This window comes from Legionella cardiaca, assembly GCF_029026145.1.
GTDB lineage: Bacteria > Pseudomonadota > Gammaproteobacteria > Legionellales > Legionellaceae > Tatlockia > Tatlockia cardiaca.
Window position 1 is genome coordinate 2,943,794 of the sequence record NZ_CP119078.1, and the last position, 19,468, is coordinate 2,963,261.

Genomic DNA, 19,468 nt, shown 5'->3' on the forward strand with positions numbered 1-19,468 from the left:
CTTTAGCCACGGGAGTGTTATGGATACAGTCTATAAAATATGCATTCCTCATACTTACCGCGACTTTTTTGACTATCAAATTTCTTCCCATATCCCGAGTATTGGCGCAAGGGTATGGGTCCCTTTTCGTAAACAAACGCGTTTAGGTTTTGTCATCGCTAAACAAACCCAGCCTCAACACGGGGAACTTAAATCGGTTATTTCCTTCATTGATGAGGAGCCGATATTAACTACCTCCATGCTGGCTTTATGTCAATGGGTCGCCAATTATTATCAAACACCTTTATCGGAAGTTATTCCCTTGGCCTTACCTAAAGCCTATCGTTTGGGAAAACCATGCCAATTGCCGCTGGGTGATTATCTGCAACTCGCTCTACCTGTGGAAGAAGCCTATCAATTAATTGGGGCAAGAGCTCACAAGCAACGTGCGCTTATCGATTTTCTTCAGCAAAAAAAGCAAGCCGTTAGCAAAAAATTACTGTTGCAGGAAGGATTTACCCAAACTCAATTAGCTAATCTCTTAGCGCTCAAAATTCTTAAGTTAACGCAAGAAATTATTTTGCCTTATCAAAGTAATAATACCGTTACCCTCCCTCTCACCTTAAATGACGAACAAAAAATTGCCGTAGACACTATTTATAAGCATTTGCATAATTACCACTGCTTTTTGTTAGAGGGTGTTACTGGGAGTGGTAAAACAGAAGTTTACCTGCAAGTTATTGCCCAGGTTTTAGCACAGAATAAACAAGTGCTGGTACTTGTTCCTGAGATTGGATTAACACCACAACTCCTGGCTCGCTTTACAGAACGGTTTGTTGAACCGATGGTTGTCATTCATTCCAATTTAAATGAAACAGAGCGACAGGTGGCCTGGCAACTTGCCAAAGATAATATAGTGAAGCTGGTGATTGGAACGCGTACAGCGATATTCACACCAATGCCAGCACTTGGTTTAATTGTGATTGATGAAGAACATGACAGTTCACTCAAACAAATGGAGGGTGTGCGTTATTCTGCTCGCGATACCGCTTTGATGCGGGCGCACGCAAGTGGGATTCCTATTATTTTAGGTTCTGCCACCCCAAGTCTTGAAAGCCTGCATAACTGCAGCCAAAATAAATACACGCTTTTACGACTTAGCCGTAGAGCCTTAAGCACTTCCCCTCTGCATTATCAAATTATTGATATTCGTAATGCCGCATTACAACATGGTTTAGCGGCGCAAACACTGGCGATTATTGCCAAGCATCTCCAACAAAACAATCAAGTGATGGTGTTTATTAACCGTCGCGGCTTTGCTCCTGTGCTACTCTGCCACCAGTGTGGTTGGATGGCCGATTGCGCTACATGTGATTGTCATCTTACCTTGCATCGCCAATCAGGTCGTCTCATTTGTCACCACTGTGGTCGCATTGAAAAGATACCTCCGTATTGCAAAGCTTGTCAGAATAAAGAATTGTTACCCATTGGCGCCGGAACTCAGCGTATCCATGAATATTTAGGACAGTGTTTTCCTAATACAAAATTATTACGCATTGATCGCGACGAGGTGCAGAAAAAAAATGCACTCGTCAATCATTTGGAAACTATTCAGCGAGGAGAAGCACAATTAATTATTGGTACCCAGATGTTAGCCAAAGGACATCATTTCCCAAAATTAACGTTAGTTGTTATCCTCGATGCCGACGCAGGTTTTTATAATCAGGATTTCCGTGCACTTGAACGCTTGGGGCAATTACTAACGCAAGTTTCCGGCCGTGCTGGACGCGCCGAAAATGCAGGCCAAGTCATTATTCAAACACATTTACCCCATAATCCTCTACTGAATTTGCTTATCCAACAAGGCTATGATCCCTTTGCACAAGCCTTATTAAATTTAAGACAACAAACTGAATTTCCACCTTTTCATTTTTTAGCATTAATCCGTGCGCAAGATAAATCACCATCGAAAGTTCTGCATTTTCTTCATGTATTAAAAGAACAATTATTGATAAATGGTCTCACTACGTTAGGACCAGCGCCTGCACCACTTGCTCGTAAAGCCAATCAACATCGAATGCAATTACTACTTAAATCCCCTTCTCGTAAAATGCTACAAATAAGATTGACGCAACTTAGGGAGTGGTTAACAATAAACAAACTAAACACCCTGGTTCGCTGGAATGTGGACGTTGATCCGATGGATTTATCATGACTGAACAAAAAATAGCCGTTCATAAACGAATTTTTGCCATTGAATGGGGCGATATGGATGCCTTGGGTCATGTCAATAATGGTCGTTATTTTGACTATTTTCAGCAATCACGCATTGAATGGTTAGAAAGCCTTCATTTAGATATGAATCAACCGATTGGCCCGGTCGTTATCCATGTGGCTTGCACCTTTTTAAAACCAATTATTTATCCCGCTATGCTTAGCCTGGTTAGCAGCGTTCATAGTCTTGGTAATTCCAGCATTATGATGGATCATGAAATCTATCAAAATGATATTTTAATGACTCAAGGAACGAGTAAAATTGTTTGGGTTAATTATATAGAAAACAAATCAGTTCCTATTCCTGACGTTATTCGTAAATTGTTTGCCACACAATAGGGGACATTGCTATTGCGAGACTTATTCATGACTCAGTTTACTGAAGAGCAACTCATTTCGCATGAAGATATCAAAGAACCACTAGAAGTCTGCGTGCAGAAAATTAGTACCAGATTGCAACAAGAGGAAAAACCTCACGACATTCTTAAGCAGCAATTGACTATTCTTGCTCAGTTACAAGAGTTTGATTTTGGTCGTTTTCTATTACAAAATCGTGGCATTAATGGTTATTGGACCCATTATATGGTCACCCATCCTTTGCACGGGCGAATGACAGGTAAAAACAATCGTGGCAAACCCTTCTCCGCATTAGAGCGTTTTATCCTCGATAAAGCCCCCACCATGTTAGGAACGCAAGAACGTTTTGAAATATTCTTACGAGAAAATCAAAAAGCGGCGCGGAATGGGGCAAAACTGGCGTGTATTCCGTGTGGGATGATGAGTGAACTACTTTACCTCGATCTAACATCTTACACAGATATTAGTCTTGTGGGCATTGACTACGATTTGGAAACTTTAAACGACGCTCGCCATTTAGCAGAAAAAAAACAACTTACTGATAAGTTGAAGCTTCATCATGCTGATGCTTGGCATTTAAATATTCATGATGAATTTGACTTGATTTCGAGCAATGGTTTAACCATCTATGAACCAAGTGATGAACGGGTTATCGCTTTATTTCAAGGTTTTTATAATGCGTTAAAGCCACAAGGGAAATTGGTGACGAGTTTCTTAACGCCGCCCCCTAACTTAACTGCGCATTGCGAATGGGATATGTCTGTTATTGTCCCTCAGGATCTATTACTACAAAAAATGGTTTTTGTTGATGTTCTCAATGCCAAATTTCAATGCTATCGATCCACAGAACAGACTCGCAATCAATTAGCGACAGTCGGTTTCACCGAAATTGAATTTTTTTATGACAAAGGAAAAATGTTTCCAACGGTGGTAGCTTATAAGAAATAAGCGCGTAATCCTCGCTTATTTCTTATATACAACATGAATTCCGTTTAACGCTCATCACAAACTGTGTAATAACCATGACGGTATGGGTTAGAGCGAGCTCTAAAAATATAATCACGACATTTTTGACCACGATCATCGACATAGCGCTTATCCAGGCGAAATGCAAAATCTTTAAAATCCATGTCTTGCTGCCATTCTTGTTCCTGACGTGCTTTATCTTCCGCTTCCATCTTATTCAAAAATTTACTAAGCTTGCTGGCATAGCCTACGGAAAGAAACATTGCCGCAATAAGGAGAATAATCACTTTTTTCATACTTCGATCCAAAATAACGCAGTAAGGGCAATATTAAACCACAAGTTTAACAAATTACCAAGTTTGGGAGAGAAAACCCCCTATTCTCTGTTGCTGAATCAAAGTAAACATATAGCGAAAATTTAATAACAAAGGAATTAGCGATGACAGGAAAGTTACCAAAATTATCTATCACTCTCTTCATTTTAAGTGCAGCATGTTATCTTGGGCTTTTATCTTTTATTCATTATCCATTTTCGAGTGTAATAAAACCAATTCCTATTTTTTTATTACTTATTATTAGCTTACAATCTTCTGCACGCCCACAAATAAAGATTTTATTGATTTTTGCCTTAGTATTGTCGCTTATAGGAGATATTATTCTCACCTTACCTGGTGATAAAGCACTCATGGGTGGGATCATTTCATTTATGCTGGCCCATGGTGCATATATCACTCTTTATCTTAAAGACGCACAATTTCAAACAAAACGCTTGTTTTACTTTCTACCGGTATTCCTGTTCATTATTTTAAGTTATTCATACATGCTTCCCTACTTTGGAGAGATGGCAATTCCAGTAACCATTTACTTAGGCTTTCTCACCTTAATGGTCTTTTGCTCCTTTCAAGTTCTCCAGCATCCTCTATTTATAATTAGCGGTGCTTGCTTATTTTTGTTGTCTGATTTTATTTTTGCGATGACCCAATTTGTTTTTCAGGAGAACAGCAATATCGCCAACATTCTTGTTATTTTTAGTTATTACCTGGCGCAATCTCTGTTAGTTGCAGGAATTATTCAACGTAAGTAATAAAAGCACTCAAGCTGAAGAATAAATTCTTGAAAATTAACCCGTTAACAGGAAGATTATACATGCAAAAAATCACACCACATCTATGGTTCGATAAAGAAGCAAAGGAAGCTGCAGAATTTTATACTTCTTTATTTCCTGACTCGAAAATTACGAATCTCACAACAATCCACGATACACCTTCAGGAGATTGTGACATTGTTTCTTTTGAACTAGGCAATAAATCGTTTATGGCGATTAGCGCGGGACCTTTTTTTAAATTCAATCCCTCCATTTCGTTTATTGTGAATTTCGATCCATCACAGAAAAAAAATGCGAGAGAACAACTCGACATGCTGTGGGGCAAGTTGAGCCACAAAGGCACAGTGCTTATGCCACTGCAGGAATATCCGTTCAGTAAACACTATGGCTGGATACAAGACAAATACGGTCTTTCATGGCAACTCATTCTCACAAATCCCACTGGTGAGGAAAAACCATTCATCATGCCGTCACTTCTGTTTGTTGGCGACGTTTGCGGCAAAGCTGAAGAGGCGATTAATTTCTATACCTCCATATTCAAAAATTCCAAACAAGGCTTTATTGCCCGCTACGGGGCCAAGCAAGCTCCAGATAAAGAAGGAACCCTCATGTTTGCGGACTTTATGCTTTCAGGACAATGGTTCGCTGCGATGGATAGCGCTCAAATGCATCATTTTGCTTTCAATGAAGCTATCTCATTCATGGTGAACTGTGAATCGCAGGAGGAAATAAATTACTACTGGGAGAAACTCTCCTTCGTACCTGAAGCGGAGCAGTGTGGCTGGCTTAAGGACAAATACGGCCTTTCATGGCAAATTGTTCCTGTAATTATGGAAGAAATGATGAAAAATGGCTCCCCTGATCAAATTGATCGCGTGACACAAGCGTTTTTGCCGATGAAAAAATTTGATATCGCAGCCCTCAAGAAAGCTTATGAAGGAAAATAATCTGGCTTTCCTAATCATGAAGCAAGTGTAGAAATATCTGAGTTTGATAACCTATAATAAATGCCCCAATCAAAATAGGTTGGGGCGGGTCCATAAGATTTTCACCACAAGCTGTCGTATTCAATTAACTACCGCAACCCATTAGTCTTGGAACATCAAAATCATCAATGTCAGTGTCATCGTCAGTTTTAATATTTTGAAGTCCCTTTTTATACGAATGAGTGCTTTCTTTTTCCAGTAGTAAACCTTCTAATTTCTGTTTCACTGTATTAAGTGTCATTCCTGTAGTAGTTAACATCTCTGAGATCTGACAAGCTCCTAAATTTAGTCCAAACCCACCTGGTGGAGCTAGTGAAAAAGTTTTTCCTAAGCAGTAAATGTCAAATGAATAGTCTGCTTCCTTAGTATTAGGCGCATAAGCTTCTGTGCAGGCGCTATGTAAAAACTTGATATCTTCATAATAGTCAGCAGAATGTTGCGAACCAACAAAAGTGGCTGTCCCAAAGTCAATTATTTTAATTTTATTCTGACTTATTTGAAAATTTTCTGGTTTAACATCGCCATGAATGATACCTCGTTGATGCAATTGTTCTAATTGTTGAACGCACTGTATGGCCAAAGAGATTTTTTGCTTAAGAGTTAAAGCGTTTCCATGTTGCTGCAAAAATTGCTGTAAAGAAATGCCCTCTTCCACATCCATTGCAATATATTCTCTTTGTTCTGCCATTTTCCCTTGTCGATGTTGGATTCTCATATTACTTCCCACATAGATTGAAGGAGGTTCATTGACTGTTTTTAAGTCAATTGCACTCTTAGAGAAGAATGTACCCTGTAATTTATTAAGTGCTTGAAGGGCCGTAACTTCTCGTTTTGATATCTTCTCTAACTCAGGGACAGTATCTGGATGGGAGCCCGTTGCTTCTATTCTTTTTAAAGCGACATTTTTACCATCCTCTGCCTGTAGTATCTTTACTTTTCCTCCACCACCCTTTCCGAAATAAAATTCTTCTGAAGAAGCATATAACTTGCCTTTGATTGAATAAAATGAACAAGGAAGTAAATACTCTTTTTTATCAATCTTGAAGGAATCAGATTTTTTAGAATCTTTTATTTTGCTTTGAATGTCTCTTGCCAAATCAAACGTAGAAGGATCTATTTTTTTCTGTTTAAACTCCGCATCTAATAAGTTTTTATCTGAATTAATGACAGCCTTTTTCCCATATGAAATTGGTTCAGGTGACCATTTCATTAAGCTATAAATATTTGCTGCAATTTCCTCTCTATTAAACTTTAGTGCTTCTATATTCTCATTAATTTCTTCTATTTCAAGATTAATCGCTTGTTTCTTATTACTATTATCTGCTAAAGGTTTAATTTGATTTTTAAGTTGGATTGCCTTTTTCTCTGCGTTTAGAATTTGTGGATTTAATCTTGTAATTTTATTTTCAAATGTTGTTATCTGTTCATTGGATTTTTTTGTCATTTCATTAGTTGAAGTAGTGGTATCAGCTACTGCTATTTGGTCTTTATCTTTTTCCTGTCGCGCTTTAAGCTCACGAATCTTTTTTTCAAATCTTTTCTTTTCTGATAAAAGATTTTCGTATTCTTGTTGCGCGTTTTTATACTCTCTCAGTTGTCTACTTCTTTCGGGATCGCTATTTAAATTTTGCAATTCATTTGTTTTGTTTACTTTCTTATTGCATTGAACCTGATACATTCCTGTTAATTGTTCATACTCAAATTTTAATCTTGCAGCCTCGTTCCTTCGGACATGGAAACTAGCTTGTGCACTAGGCGAACCTCTCTTTATTCTTGATGAAAATGGTGTGCAAAATTCCTCGTGCATTGGATCGTTTTCTTTTAAAGAAACTGACATTTCACAAAGACTTTTGGTACTTAATTTGGCGAGTTGCTCCGTTGCTGCAGAATATTCTCTATCTGCTTTCTCAGATTCTTCATAGGCTACAAATAATTTATCAAGCCTATTGAGCGATTCAGCAATTTTAGTCGAACTATCATTTCGATTAGATTGTGATGCATTGGATTCTTGTAGGCACATTTTAAGTTTTAAATTCGCACTTTGTTTGAATTGATATGCCTCTTTCCAATTAGCAAAACAAAATTCAGCAAATTTATTCATGATAATCTCCTGGTCGTGACTATATGTAAGACACATTCTCAGGATAACAATGGCTTTAAGTGGGATGGCAATTCAGGCGAATAGGTAGGGATTTTAGGTGAAAATCCCTATTCCAAAATAAATAGGGTCTGTAAAAAAATTTAGAATAACGACGTCTACCTTGACTAAAAAAGTCGTCGTATCCAGCCACGCTTGATGCGTTTATGCCTTGTTTTATCAAATAAAGCTAAATCAAGGATATTTTTTATTTCTGGATTTTGTAATAAATGGATTAAATCAGCTTTACTTTTTGTTTCTGTCACTTTTCTTAATTTTGCCATTCGTGCTTCCACTGTTTTAACAGAAACATACATAGCGCGGGCAATTTTTTTATAGCTTAATCCCTGTAGATAATAATAAGCCGTATGGGCAAGAGTATAATTAATATCAATGTTTGTTTGATTAACTGGAATTTGAATCGTTTTAATTTGAGTATTTTCTATAAAATAATCAATCTCCCTGTAAAATTCTTCTTTCGCTAATGAATTCCTAATTAAGCCTAAGTCCTTTAAGTTAATAGCATGGTTTAAAGCAACCTCAATAATTTTTTTTGCCTTGTCTTTAAAATAAAGAATAAAACGCTCAAGTATATCTTGATGATGTAAGTAAAAATCATTGATTTGATAATTATTTCTTGTGGTTGCAAAGTTGAAATGCTCTTCCATTGTTTCAGAGCTTTTAATTATGGTAAAACCGTGATCGATATTATAATTAAGGCGCGCATCCTCATAGACAACCATCACTTGACTATCTTTATTTATTGCATCCCAAAGAATAGTATCGTGCTCCGGTTGAAATGAAGAAAGATAGTCCACATAATTTTTATCAATACAATTTTTAAGCCAATCATAATTATTTGTTAAAAATATAAATTGATCATCAATCGATAATTTGTAGGAAAAAAACGTTAAATCAAATGATTCAAATAATGGCTGCGCAATTTTATTAACCGCATTGCATCCTGCCTTGAGAAGCTGTTCCCCTAATAGATGTAATTTTTTTTCCCTCAATTTCTTGTCTTCCCTAAACTTAAATTCCCTTTAGGCTATCTACAATTAGAAGAAGTGCTGTTGATTAACGCTCACTTAATTGAGTTATCCACCACTGCTGTGAAGAATTAACGGTTGTAGGGACAGGCTCTACAACTATCGCTTGAGTTAATGGTGGTTCAAATGGACCAGAAGACGTAGCCCATTGATAAATAATTACAAATTTGGCAGAATTTTTACTCTGGGTCATTTTTTTAATGGTATAGGAGGTGATCCACGGACTTGAAGTTCCCGATACCCAGGAAGGCCAATTCTCCTTATATTGTTTTTTTAATTGATCAGAAAACAACATAAATTGCACAGCCCCGTTACGATCTTTATTTGCTTGAGCAAATTTAGATGCAACATCACCAGGAGTTTTCGGTGCTAATGCTTTTTCTAGCATGAAAATTCGTGCTGCATCAGATTCAGATTGGGCATTAGCCGCTTCTACAATAGTAACCGCTGAAAAAGATAACAGCATTGAGCCAATCCAGAGACCAGGATTTTTTAAAATTTTCATGCTTCCCTCAACTAATATTCATTGTTAATACTGTATTAAACAGCAATAGGTGCCTTGATTGACGGATGTGACTGGTAATTAAGAAATTCAAAATCGGCAAACTCATAAGCAAACAATGAGGCAGGTTTACGCTTAATTTTTAACTGCGGTAAAGGTAAGGGGCTGCGTTCTAACTGGGTTTTAGCCTGCACTATATGATTTGAATATAAGTGACAATCCCCACCAGTCCAAATGAAATCGCCAACATTCAAATTACATTGCTGCGCCACCATATGGGTCAATAGGGCATAAGAAGCAATATTAAAGGGAACGCCTAAAAAAACATCTGCAGAGCGTTGGTATAGTTGGCAAGAAAGGCGTTTGTCAGCAACATAAAACTGAAATAAAGCATGACAAGGCATTAATGCCATTTTATCAAGCTCCCCAACATTCCAGGCGCTGACGAGTAACCGGCGCGAGTCGGGATTCGTTTTAATTTGTTCCAATATCTCAGAAAGCTGATCAATTGTTCTGCCGTCAGCGGTTGGCCAGGAACGCCATTGACGTCCATAAACAGGTCCTAAATCACCATTACTATCAGCCCACTCATCCCAAATTGTGACACCATTTTCATTAAGATAGGCAATGTTTGTATCACCACGCAGAAACCATAATAATTCATGAATAATACTACGTGTGTGCAGTTTTTTTGTTGTTACTAAAGGAAAGCCTTCATCCAACTTAAATCGCATTTGATAACCAAAAACTGAACGCGTTCCCGTACCTGTTCTATCTGTTTTTTCAACGCCTTGTTCAAGAATATGTTCTAAAAGTTTTAAATATGCTTTCATCGTTTAGCCCACCATAACCATATACCAGCTATCAGCATTGGAATAGATAATAATTGTCCCATAGTCAGCCAATCAAAGGCAATAAATCCGAGTTGCACATCAGGTTGACGAAAACACTCAGCAATTAAACGGCAAATGGCATAACCCGTTAAAAAAACTGCCGATACGCAACCTGCAGGACGTGGCTTGGACGCATACCACCAGACAACAACGAATAAAAGAATACCTTCTAATCCTAATTCATATAATTGTGATGGGTGACGTGGTTCACCGTCTGAATTAGGAAATACCATCGCCCAAGGCACATCAGTCACTCGCCCCCATAACTCACCATTAATAAAATTTCCTGCGCGCCCTGCTGCAAGCCCTAAAGGAACCAAAGGCGCAATGAAATCACCAACTTCCAGAAACGGTTTTTTTGCTTTATATGCAAATAACAACAAGGCAATAGCAACTCCCAATAACCCGCCGTGGAAGGACATACCACCTTCCCATACTTTGAATAATATCCAAGGCTTGGTAAATAATTGCTCTGTATTATAGAAAAGCATATAGCCAAGCCTGCCGCCAATAATCACACCCAAGGCAGCATAAAAAATCAAATCGCCTATTTGTTCGGAAGTCCAATTTAAATGGTAATGTTTTACTCGCCAATGAGCTAAAGCCCAAGCACTAATAAAACCAAATAAATACATTAGACCATACCAATGTACCTGTACGGGCCCTATCGAGAAAGCAACAGGATCTATATTAGGAAATATTAACATTTACTTGCCTCAGCACATTTAAAAATTCCCAGGACGTATCCTGGTATTAAGTTAGCATTCGCACGTCAAGTTAGATACAAATTTATTTCTTCATCCTGAACAACTAATAAAATCTTTAATGAGATGCGAATAGTCGAATCATTTCATTAATAAATTAATTGTTGATATTAATAAAATAAAAATAAACCCATACTTTAATTGCTTAACAGGAACTGCATAAGTTATTTTTGCGCCTATTGGCGCGAAAATACTGCTTAGAGTCGCCAAGCAAATTACTGCCGGCCAATAAATATAGCCCGTACTATAAAGTGGCAACATCACCTCTTTGCTCCCAGCCATTATAAAGGTTAGTGACCCTAATAAAGCCACTGTCATAGTGCAAAGCGCTGCGATAGGAATAATTTTACGTAATTCTAAACCACAGTAACTAAGATAGGGAATGATGAGGGTTCCGCCACCCACACCCAATAAGCCTGAATTTAAACCAATACAAAAACTTATTACCTTGGTATGTCGCAATTTAAAATCACGTTGATTAGGGATAAATTTAAGATCAAAGAGCATCTTTATTGCGATACTCAATAAAAATAAAGCCAGGAATGTTTTGAGCCAGGCGGTGGGTAATTGCGCAGCAAGCAAGGCACCACATACCGTACCAATAATAATGCCAGGACATAATTGGTGGTAAATTTCCCATTGAATAACACATTCTTTGGCATGTGTTCGTAAAGAAGCATAGGTCGTAAAAACCATCACCGCCAACGAAGTGCCTGCGGCCATGCGCATCGTTAACTCGGGTGGAAAAGCTGGATTATGATAAAAAATAAACAATAAGCAAGGCACAACAATTATGCCACCACCAATACCTAATACTCCGGAAAGCAACCCAGCAAAAGTACCTGCTAAAGCATAGATACCACCGCTGATGGCCATTGCTGTTAAGATCACGATTTGCCAGCTCGAATTAAGCCACCTAGACCTTCTTCTTCTAGTGCTTTTTGCAAATACATGCGAATTTCAGCAGGATGTTCAAGTTCAAGTACATCAGCTAATACTTTACGAGCATTTGCCATGGAAACATTGCGAATAACCCATTTGACTCGTGGTAAGCTGGTAGAGTTCATACTTAACGTATCAAAACCCATTGCTAATAAAAGAATGACCGCCAGTGGGTCACTTGCCATTTCGCCGCAAATACTTACTTCTACTCCGGCGGCATGTCCTCCTTCAACAACCTTCATTAAAGTTCGTAACATCGCTGGATGAAATGCATCATAAAGACCTGCTACCCGCGCATTATTACGATCAACTGCCAGTAAATATTGCGTCAAATCATTGCTGCCTACGGAAATAAAATCAACACGCTTTGCCAATTCTCGAGCAAGGTAAACGGCAGCCGGCACTTCTATCATAACGCCCAATTTTGGCTTTTCAATAAGACAACCTTCTTCCAGTAATTCTTTAAATGCTTGCTCCAGCAGAAAAGCGGCCTCTTCAACCTCGCTTAAGGTCGTCACCATGGGTAACATAATACGCAAGTTATTTAGTTCTTCACTGGCTCGCATCATAGCGCGTACCTGCATCAAAAACACTTCGGGATGATCAAGTGTTACCCGAATTCCCCGCCAACCCAGGTAAGGGTTATCTTCCTCAACGGGAAAATAAGGCAAGATTTTATCACCGCCAATATCCAGGGTACGCATGGTTACAAACCTTGGTGCAAAGGCTTTAAGTATTTGACGGTAAATAATGTATTGCTCGTCTTCCGAAGGAAATCTGTCACGACTCATAAAGGGTACTTCTGAGCGATAAAGTCCGACCCCCTCTGCCCCTACACTTAATGACAATCCCGCATCCATAGCAAGACCCGTATTAACTTGCAAGGATACTCGATAGCTATCAAGTGTTTCAGCAGGTTTATCGCGAAGACTCACTAAACTTTGATTCAGTTCTTCTTCCTCTTGCGCAAGCTTTTTAAACTCGGCAAGTACTGTTCTGGATGGTGAAATATAGACGTGGCCATAATAACCATCGACAATCACTGCTCGGCGGGATAGATGCTCAACCTTAAGACCACGCACTCCCATCACAGTGGGCACACCCAAGGCACGTGCCAAAATAGCTACATGTGAATTATTGGCACCCTTTGCCGAAACGACAGCAGCTAAACAACCCTCAGGCACCTCAGCAAGCGCCGATGCAGTAATCTCTTCACCAATTAAAATTGTTCGTCGCGGATAGGCAATTTCCTCCCGTTGCGACAATTGTAATTCCGCCAACACTCGACGGCCTAAATCGCGGAAATCACTAGCACGCTCTCGTAGATAGTCATCTTCCATATTCTCAAATTGTTGAACGTGCTTTTTTATTACCGTCGATAACGCAGCTTGAGCACTAAGTTGTTCTTCGCGAATCACCTCTTCAACCTCTGCGCCTAAACTATCCTTATCAAGAATTCGAAGATAAACATCAAATAGGGCATGTTCGTCTTCAGCAACTGTTGATTTCATACGACGACTCAACCGCTGCATATCTTCACGTGCTGCTTGCAAAGCTTCTAAAAAGATAGCAATCTCTTCTTCAACATTATCCACAGTATGTCTTGGGACAGAATCAATATCTGCAGGAGGATAAACAACTACGGCAGTCCCAATACCAACACCTGGAACACTGCCTACACCGGTAAGAGCGGTTGACGTAACCTCAAGTTTGTTGGCGCCCAGGGGCTTCGGTTGTGTTAGTAAAGCAAGCTCGCCGGTAGCTTCGGCATGAGCAATAATACCGCCTAATTGAGCAGCGAGCGTGATTAAAAACGCTTCTTCCGCATCATCAAAACAACATTCATCCAGTCGCTGTGCGGTGATTACCCCATAGAGCTTGCGATGCTGAATAACGGGAACCCCTAAAAAACCTTTTAGGCGCTCTTCACCTAATAAAGGATTTTCATAAAAATCGGGATGAGAGGGGGCATCTTCAATATTGATTGGTTCTTCACGACGTCCAATTAAGCCAATTAGGCCATGATCAAGCCCGATACGAACTCTAAACTCGGCTTGTTTATTTAAACCATCGGTGGCTATTAAAACATACTCGGCGTGTTTGTTATCAATGAGGTAAACGGATACTGATTCGGCATCAACAGCTTTGCGCACTCGCTGTACCAAAATAGCCAATGCTTCATTCAGATGATTTGCCGTAGTTACATCTTGTACAATTCGCTTTAGTATTTTTAACATTTATCGACTATGATTACCCCGCTTACGTCGAGCACCAAAAGGAGTTCGTCGCCTTTTTAATAAATGCTCTAATTCTTTCATGGCTTGAGAATAAACCTGTCTTTTAAAAAAAATAACCTGCTCTTGCGGTTCGTGGTAATCTATCCAACGCCAACTATCAAATTCAGGTGAATCACTTAAATCCAAACGAATCTTTTGTTCAGACGCGACTAATTTTAACAAATACCATTTTTGCTTCTGGCCAATTACTAAAGGCTCACTACCGTGTCGCAAATATTGCTTAGGTAAACGATACTTTAACCATCTTTTGGTTGCACCAAGAACCTCAATATCCTCTCGATCCAAACCAACTTCTTCTCGTAACTCACGAAACATTGCTTCTAATGCCGTTTCACCGGTAGCAAGTCCACCTTGAGGAAATTGCCAGGCATCATGTCCCTGACGCCTGCCCCAAAAAACTCGACCCGATCCGTTCACCAGAATAATGCCGACATTTAACCGGTATCCGGCGCGATCAATAACCATAGTCATGACTACTTAAGCTAAACTTTTAATACCTTTGATTTTTCCATAAAGTATAAGAGGTTGGCAAATAAATCTCATCTTTTAAGTGTAAATTGTAGCGCTACTAAATTCTTGACTATCCTCACTCGCATTCGCTTTCATTCCTGAGGTTAGCAAAGTCCCCCAATAACTGTAATTTTTTTTGGAAAAAAAACCATCTGCAGAAGGTTTAGGGAGCACAACATTTTTGCGACTTGCTTCAATCTTTAAACAACTTAGACACTCATTGATAACCTTGTAAGCCTTTAATAATAATTCCGATTTAAGAATAGGCATTTTCTCCACGATAACCTCGCGAAATTCTGCGATTTCTTTTTTTAAATCATTGCATTCACCACTAACTGTTAAGTTGCCTGCAAAGGAGAGACTACACTTATTAGAAAAAAGAAGTTTCGCTACGGTTTTTGACATCATTGCTTGCCATTCATCGCAGAAAAACCAGGTCGTATTTGGAAATTGTTTACAGCTTTCCTCCAGCAACATTGCTCCTTGCGCAAATGCATACGTAAGATTTTGTGTTTGTGTGTCAACTTGTTGTTTGAAATCTTTGCTAAAGCTATCTATTTTTGCGGTTAATTCCTCCAACTTATGTTTAATATTCTTTGCTTGTTGCCAGAAAGGAATAACCGATGTTGAATTCTCTGGTTTTGTTAATTGTTCTGCTAAAAATTCAGCGCGATTTAATTCCTCATTATGCTCTTGCAAATTTAAACAATTATGATTAATTAAGAGGAGATAAGCATCACAAACACTCAAGCAAACCCGATAAAGACTTAATGCATAGGCAAATTGCTGCATAAATAGTTGTGCTTTAGAGGTATATGGTTTTTCGCGCGAGAAAACATAGCCATTATTCCATTGCAAAGGTAATCCGCTCGCGGCAATTTGCATATCAAAGGCCATGACCAGGCTAGGTGTTGAATCGGTGTCCATTGCTTCAGCTTTTTTTGCTAATTCTTCTTCGCTTAGCAAACAAATTTTCATTGCATCGACAACCTCATTGAAGTTAAACATATCTTGCCCTATTGCCGGGCTTTCGGTGAGTTTATCGGTAATCTTGGGATTAAAAAAATAAGCGCTGAAAACTTCTCTGATTTTAACGGTGGCATCTGCATAATATTGCCCGCGTTTGTATATTAGTTGTAAGGTGGTGTCTGTTTCTTCCTGTAAAAGTTTCAATTCCTTTTTTCCCATCTCAACTCCTTAAAATCTTCCTGAACTTAATTTCTACAATGCGATATTATCCTTGTCAAGACGCTTATTATTTTTTGCTCAAAATCACAACTTTGATTCCACACTTTAAGCCTGAACGCTATAATCGATTATTTTTTATAATTAGATCACCACTTATGAAAAAACATATTCTTATTCTTAATACTGGTGGAACAATTAGTAGTGTTAAAACCTCCCATGGCTATGAACCTTCTCTAGGTTATGTTCAAACTGCCCTGGCGCAAATTCCTGCTTTAAAACATCCTAAGATGCCTGACTACACTATAAAGGAATACGATCCATTACTGGACTCATCCAATATGACGTTGACCGACTGGAATCGTATTGCTACTGACATTGCGAATGAATATCGGCATTTTGATGGTTTTGTGATTTTTCATGGCACCGATACCATGGCTTATACGGCCTCAGCACTTTCTTTTATGCTTGAGAATCTGGGCAAACCTGTCATTGTTACAGGCTCACAAATTCCATTGTCGGAAGTGCGTAATGACGCTTTAGATAATGTCATTACCTCACTTTGGCTTTGTGCTCATCAACCGATTAACGAAGTTTGTGTGTATTTTAATCAACAGCTTCTTCGCGGCAACAGAACGCAGAAGGTGAGCGCTCAACGCTTTAATGCTTTTGACTCCCCCAACTATCCGCATTTGGCAACCATTGGCATTAGCATTGAACTTAAACACGAACTTCTGCTGCCTTCCCCCACCAGACCTTTTCGTCTTCAGCAATTAAGCCCGCAATTTATTGCTAACTTTCGCCTGTTTCCAGGCTTTGCCACAAAAGTACTTGATTATGTTTTGCAGCAACCGATTAAAGGCTTGGTATTGGAAACCTATGGAGCTGGCAATGCTCAAAACAATGACCCACATTTTCTACAAAGTTTAAAAGACGCTTGTGATCGAGGTGTCGTTATTGTCAACTGTAGCCAGTGTCAGCAAGGGCATGTGGAAATGAATCAATACGCCACTGGCTATACTTTAAAGCAGGCCGGCTTAATCAGTGGACATGATATGACACCGGAAGCGGCTCATTGCAAGTTACTTTATTTATTTAGTAAGGATTTAAGTCTCCAACAAGTCAAGCAGTTGCTAGAGACTAATTTATGTGGCGAATTACTTAATTAAACCAAAACCAAGCTGGATGTATACTCTGGATCAATTTCATTTTTTGCTTTTTTAATACATTCTTCCAGGAAACCACTGTCTGGATGCAAGGTAGGCAAGGCAATATTAATAGTAGAAAAGAAAGCAAAGGTTATTGGAATAGAAATTGTTGAACCATGCATGGTACAAAGCTCGTAATTAGCCCGCTCTAATTTATCTAACCATTCCAACACACGCTTCTTTTTATTTTCTTTAATATCCACATGTTTTTCATCTAAAGTTGTTAAATCAGATTCACATTCATTTAAAGTCTTAATAATTAATTTTTCTTTACTATCAGATAGCGCTGAGAACGTCGTTAACTTTGGATTTTGTGCTAATTTTGAAACCCCGCTAATGCGGTGACCATCATGAATTTTTTGGGCGTAGTAACTTGCTGCATAATAACGAAAAACGTTTAATGGTTCATCATCATGAGGAATATCAAGCAACTTCACTTCTGTAAATTTAGCAAAAAGATTGTCCAGGAGATCAATCGTTCTTTTCATTCTCGGACCAAATTTGCCCTCATCATAGTTCTTTTCTTTGGCTTTTTGGGCAGCATCACTCTTGCACTTGATAAGTAATGCTCTTAAATTTTCATAGGTGAGTTTATCACTGTCTTCATTAGCAAATTTATCCAGGGCAATTAACAACTTATCAGCCAAATCCCGCTTTGCCTTAGATAGCTCGTCATCACGCCCAAGACTCATCCAACCCAGGATGGTATTGCTGGTACTATTATCAGCACTAACTGATTTATCCCTAATATCTTTTATCATTTCCACGATATAAGGTTTCACAATATCAAGAAAAACGGTCATGGCACTACTCCTTTGCTCATAATTTTTTTATCATATCCACTAATTTTAATCTTCGCAACATAAATGCAGATTGTTTAATAAGGCGACTTATTGCAATATATTGGCTAACAAGGAATAAGAAAAACTTATGTCATTACAAATCGTTATTTTGGCTGCAGGCCAAGGAAAGCGCATGCTTTCTCAGACTCCCAAAGTGCTTCATCGAGTGGCAGGAAAGCCTATGCTGACTCGTGTTGTGGAGACGGCACAACAATTAAATCCAGATGCTATTCACGTGATTTATGGGAATGGTGGCGATAAAATTAGACAGGCTTTGCCTGATTTAGCAGTCAATTGGGTTTTGCAAGAGAAACAACTCGGTACGGGGCATGCTGTCTTGCAAGCGTTACCTTATATTCCGACAAGCTCTCAAGTCTTAATTTTATCTGCCGACGTCCCGCTTATTCAAGCACAAACATTAAGAGCACTTATTGATTGCAACGAACAAAGGCATACGTTAAATCTACTGCTGGCAATAGTTGAAAATCCAACCGGCCTTGGCAGAATTATCCGCAACAACCAGGGAGAAGTTCGTGCCATCATGGAGGAAAGAGACGCCACTGATGCCCAAAAGGAAATTAAAGAAATTTATAGCGGCATTTGTTGTGCACAGGCCGCGGATTTGGCGCGCTGGTTACCCGTGTTAAACAATCACAATGCCCAAGGGGAATATTATTTAACTGAAATCATTTCTCTTGCCGTTGCTGAAAATTTACCGATTGTTTCGTTACAAGCAACAGATAGCAGTGAAATTCAAGGTGTTAATGATCGCGTGCAATTACATCAATTAGAACGTATTTGGCAGCAAAATTATGCCAGAAAACTCTTGCTTTCTGGCGTAACCATCGCCGATGGCAATCGTCTGGATGTCCGTGGCAATCTTCAATGCGGTCAAGATGTTTTTATTGATGTGAATACGGTATTTGGCGGTGAGGTTGTCATAGGCTCTGGATCGCGTATAGGACCTAACTGCGTATTACATAATGTGCAAATAGGTGAACACTGCGAAATTTTAGCAAACTCCGTACTGGAAAATTGTGAAATTGGCAATCATTGTCATGTGGGGCCCTTTGCTCGTTTAAGACCTGGAACAAAACTAGGCGATGATTGCAAAATCGGTAATTTTGTTGAAACTAAAAATGCCTTGTTTGCTCAAGGAAGTAAAGCAAGCCATCTTAGTTATCTTGGCGATGTTGATATCGGTAAAGAAGTCAACATAGGCGCAGGTACCATTACCTGCAATTATGATGGAGCCAATAAGCATCAAACAGTCATTGAAGAAGGAGCCTTTATTGGTTCAGACACGCAGTTAGTAGCTCCGGTTATCGTTGGCGCTTATGCTACTGTAGGAGCTGGCAGCACCATTCGTAAAAATGTTCCTCCAGGAGAATTAACATTAACGGAGAGTAAACAAAAAACTATTGTTGGCTGGAAAAGACCCATTAAAAAAGATTCACAATAATCACTTGCAG

General features: G+C 38.9%; 18 protein-coding genes. 7 read left to right on the forward strand and 11 right to left on the reverse strand.

Annotated features, from left to right (window positions below):
• Positions 1 to 19: 19 nt before the first annotated feature.
• The 3 genes from PXX05_RS12830 to PXX05_RS12840 are packed head-to-tail and all read left to right on the forward strand — an operon-like array spanning position 20 to position 3,558.
• Positions 20 to 2,194 carry a primosomal protein N' gene (locus PXX05_RS12830; RefSeq protein ID WP_275088586.1) on the forward strand — a complete coding sequence of 725 codons (2,175 nt, stop codon included), beginning with the start codon at positions 20 to 22 and terminating at the stop codon, positions 2,192 to 2,194.
• On the forward strand, positions 2,191 to 2,592 hold the full coding sequence (locus PXX05_RS12835) for an acyl-CoA thioesterase (RefSeq protein ID WP_275088587.1): 402 nt from the start codon (positions 2,191 to 2,193) through the stop codon (positions 2,590 to 2,592). The genes PXX05_RS12830 and PXX05_RS12835 overlap by 4 nt, the downstream gene beginning before the upstream one ends.
• A gap of 27 nt (positions 2,593 to 2,619) precedes the next feature.
• Complete coding sequence (locus PXX05_RS12840; protein WP_275088588.1) at positions 2,620 to 3,558, forward strand: SAM-dependent methyltransferase; 939 nt, start codon at positions 2,620 to 2,622, stop codon at positions 3,556 to 3,558.
• A 44-nt stretch (positions 3,559 to 3,602) separates the two neighbouring features.
• Here PXX05_RS12840 and PXX05_RS12845 read toward each other — a convergent pair whose 3' ends face one another.
• Entirely contained in the window at positions 3,603 to 3,872 is a 270-nt protein-coding gene (locus PXX05_RS12845) for a hypothetical protein (protein ID WP_275088589.1), read from the reverse strand.
• A gap of 143 nt (positions 3,873 to 4,015) precedes the next feature.
• On the opposite strand from PXX05_RS12845, the gene PXX05_RS12850 reads away from it, so the two are divergent.
• Both PXX05_RS12850 and PXX05_RS12855 read left to right on the forward strand, forming a co-directional pair.
• Positions 4,016 to 4,660 (forward strand): lysoplasmalogenase, encoded by a 645-nt coding sequence (locus PXX05_RS12850; RefSeq protein ID WP_275088590.1) that lies wholly within the window; start codon positions 4,016 to 4,018, stop codon positions 4,658 to 4,660.
• Between the two features lie 62 nt (positions 4,661 to 4,722).
• Positions 4,723 to 5,628 (forward strand): VOC family protein, encoded by a 906-nt coding sequence (locus PXX05_RS12855; RefSeq protein ID WP_275088591.1) that lies wholly within the window; start codon positions 4,723 to 4,725, stop codon positions 5,626 to 5,628.
• Positions 5,629 to 5,752: 124 nt separating this feature from the next.
• On the opposite strand, the gene PXX05_RS12860 is transcribed toward PXX05_RS12855, so the two are convergent.
• From PXX05_RS12860 to PXX05_RS12900, 9 genes are all read right to left on the reverse strand, one after another.
• Positions 5,753 to 7,768 (reverse strand): protein kinase domain-containing protein, encoded by a 2,016-nt coding sequence (locus tag PXX05_RS12860; RefSeq protein ID WP_275088592.1) that lies wholly within the window; start codon positions 7,766 to 7,768, stop codon positions 5,753 to 5,755.
• A 164-nt stretch (positions 7,769 to 7,932) separates the two neighbouring features.
• Positions 7,933 to 8,817, reverse strand: a complete 885-nt coding sequence (locus PXX05_RS12865; protein WP_275088593.1) for a helix-turn-helix transcriptional regulator — start codon at positions 8,815 to 8,817, stop codon at positions 7,933 to 7,935.
• Positions 8,818 to 8,881: 64 nt separating this feature from the next.
• Entirely contained in the window at positions 8,882 to 9,358 is a 477-nt protein-coding gene (locus PXX05_RS12870; protein WP_275088594.1) for a hypothetical protein, read from the reverse strand.
• Positions 9,359 to 9,393: 35 nt separating this feature from the next.
• Complete coding sequence (thyA, locus tag PXX05_RS12875; RefSeq protein WP_275088595.1) at positions 9,394 to 10,188, reverse strand: thymidylate synthase; 795 nt, start codon at positions 10,186 to 10,188, stop codon at positions 9,394 to 9,396.
• Positions 10,185 to 10,955, reverse strand: coding sequence for a prolipoprotein diacylglyceryl transferase (gene lgt / locus PXX05_RS12880; RefSeq protein WP_275088596.1), 771 nt, complete (start codon positions 10,953 to 10,955; stop codon positions 10,185 to 10,187). Before lgt ends, thyA begins: the two co-directional genes overlap by 4 nt.
• Before the next feature lie 138 nt (positions 10,956 to 11,093).
• On the reverse strand, positions 11,094 to 11,903 hold the full coding sequence (locus PXX05_RS12885; RefSeq protein ID WP_275088597.1) for a sulfite exporter TauE/SafE family protein: 810 nt from the start codon (positions 11,901 to 11,903) through the stop codon (positions 11,094 to 11,096).
• Entirely contained in the window at positions 11,900 to 14,191 is a 2,292-nt protein-coding gene (gene ptsP / locus PXX05_RS12890) for a phosphoenolpyruvate--protein phosphotransferase (RefSeq protein ID WP_275088598.1), read from the reverse strand. The genes PXX05_RS12885 and ptsP overlap by 4 nt, the downstream gene beginning before the upstream one ends.
• Positions 14,192 to 14,716, reverse strand: a complete 525-nt coding sequence (locus tag PXX05_RS12895) for an RNA pyrophosphohydrolase (protein WP_275090520.1) — start codon at positions 14,714 to 14,716, stop codon at positions 14,192 to 14,194. It lies immediately after the preceding gene.
• A gap of 81 nt (positions 14,717 to 14,797) precedes the next feature.
• On the reverse strand, positions 14,798 to 15,949 hold the full coding sequence (locus PXX05_RS12900) for a hypothetical protein (protein WP_275088599.1): 1,152 nt from the start codon (positions 15,947 to 15,949) through the stop codon (positions 14,798 to 14,800).
• A gap of 155 nt (positions 15,950 to 16,104) precedes the next feature.
• On the opposite strand from PXX05_RS12900, the gene ansA reads away from it, so the two are divergent.
• On the forward strand, positions 16,105 to 17,115 hold the full coding sequence (gene ansA, locus PXX05_RS12905; protein WP_275088600.1) for an asparaginase: 1,011 nt from the start codon (positions 16,105 to 16,107) through the stop codon (positions 17,113 to 17,115).
• On the opposite strand, the gene PXX05_RS12910 is transcribed toward ansA, so the two are convergent.
• Entirely contained in the window at positions 17,112 to 17,957 is an 846-nt protein-coding gene (locus PXX05_RS12910) for a hypothetical protein (RefSeq protein ID WP_275088601.1), read from the reverse strand. The genes ansA and PXX05_RS12910 overlap by 4 nt on opposite strands.
• A gap of 127 nt (positions 17,958 to 18,084) precedes the next feature.
• Between PXX05_RS12910 and glmU the strand changes: the two genes are divergently transcribed.
• The gene (gene glmU, locus PXX05_RS12915) at positions 18,085 to 19,458 is read left to right on the forward strand and encodes a bifunctional UDP-N-acetylglucosamine diphosphorylase/glucosamine-1-phosphate N-acetyltransferase GlmU (RefSeq protein ID WP_275088602.1); all 1,374 of its coding nucleotides are present in this window, start codon (positions 18,085 to 18,087) and stop codon (positions 19,456 to 19,458) included.
• Positions 19,459 to 19,468 lie beyond the last annotated feature (10 nt).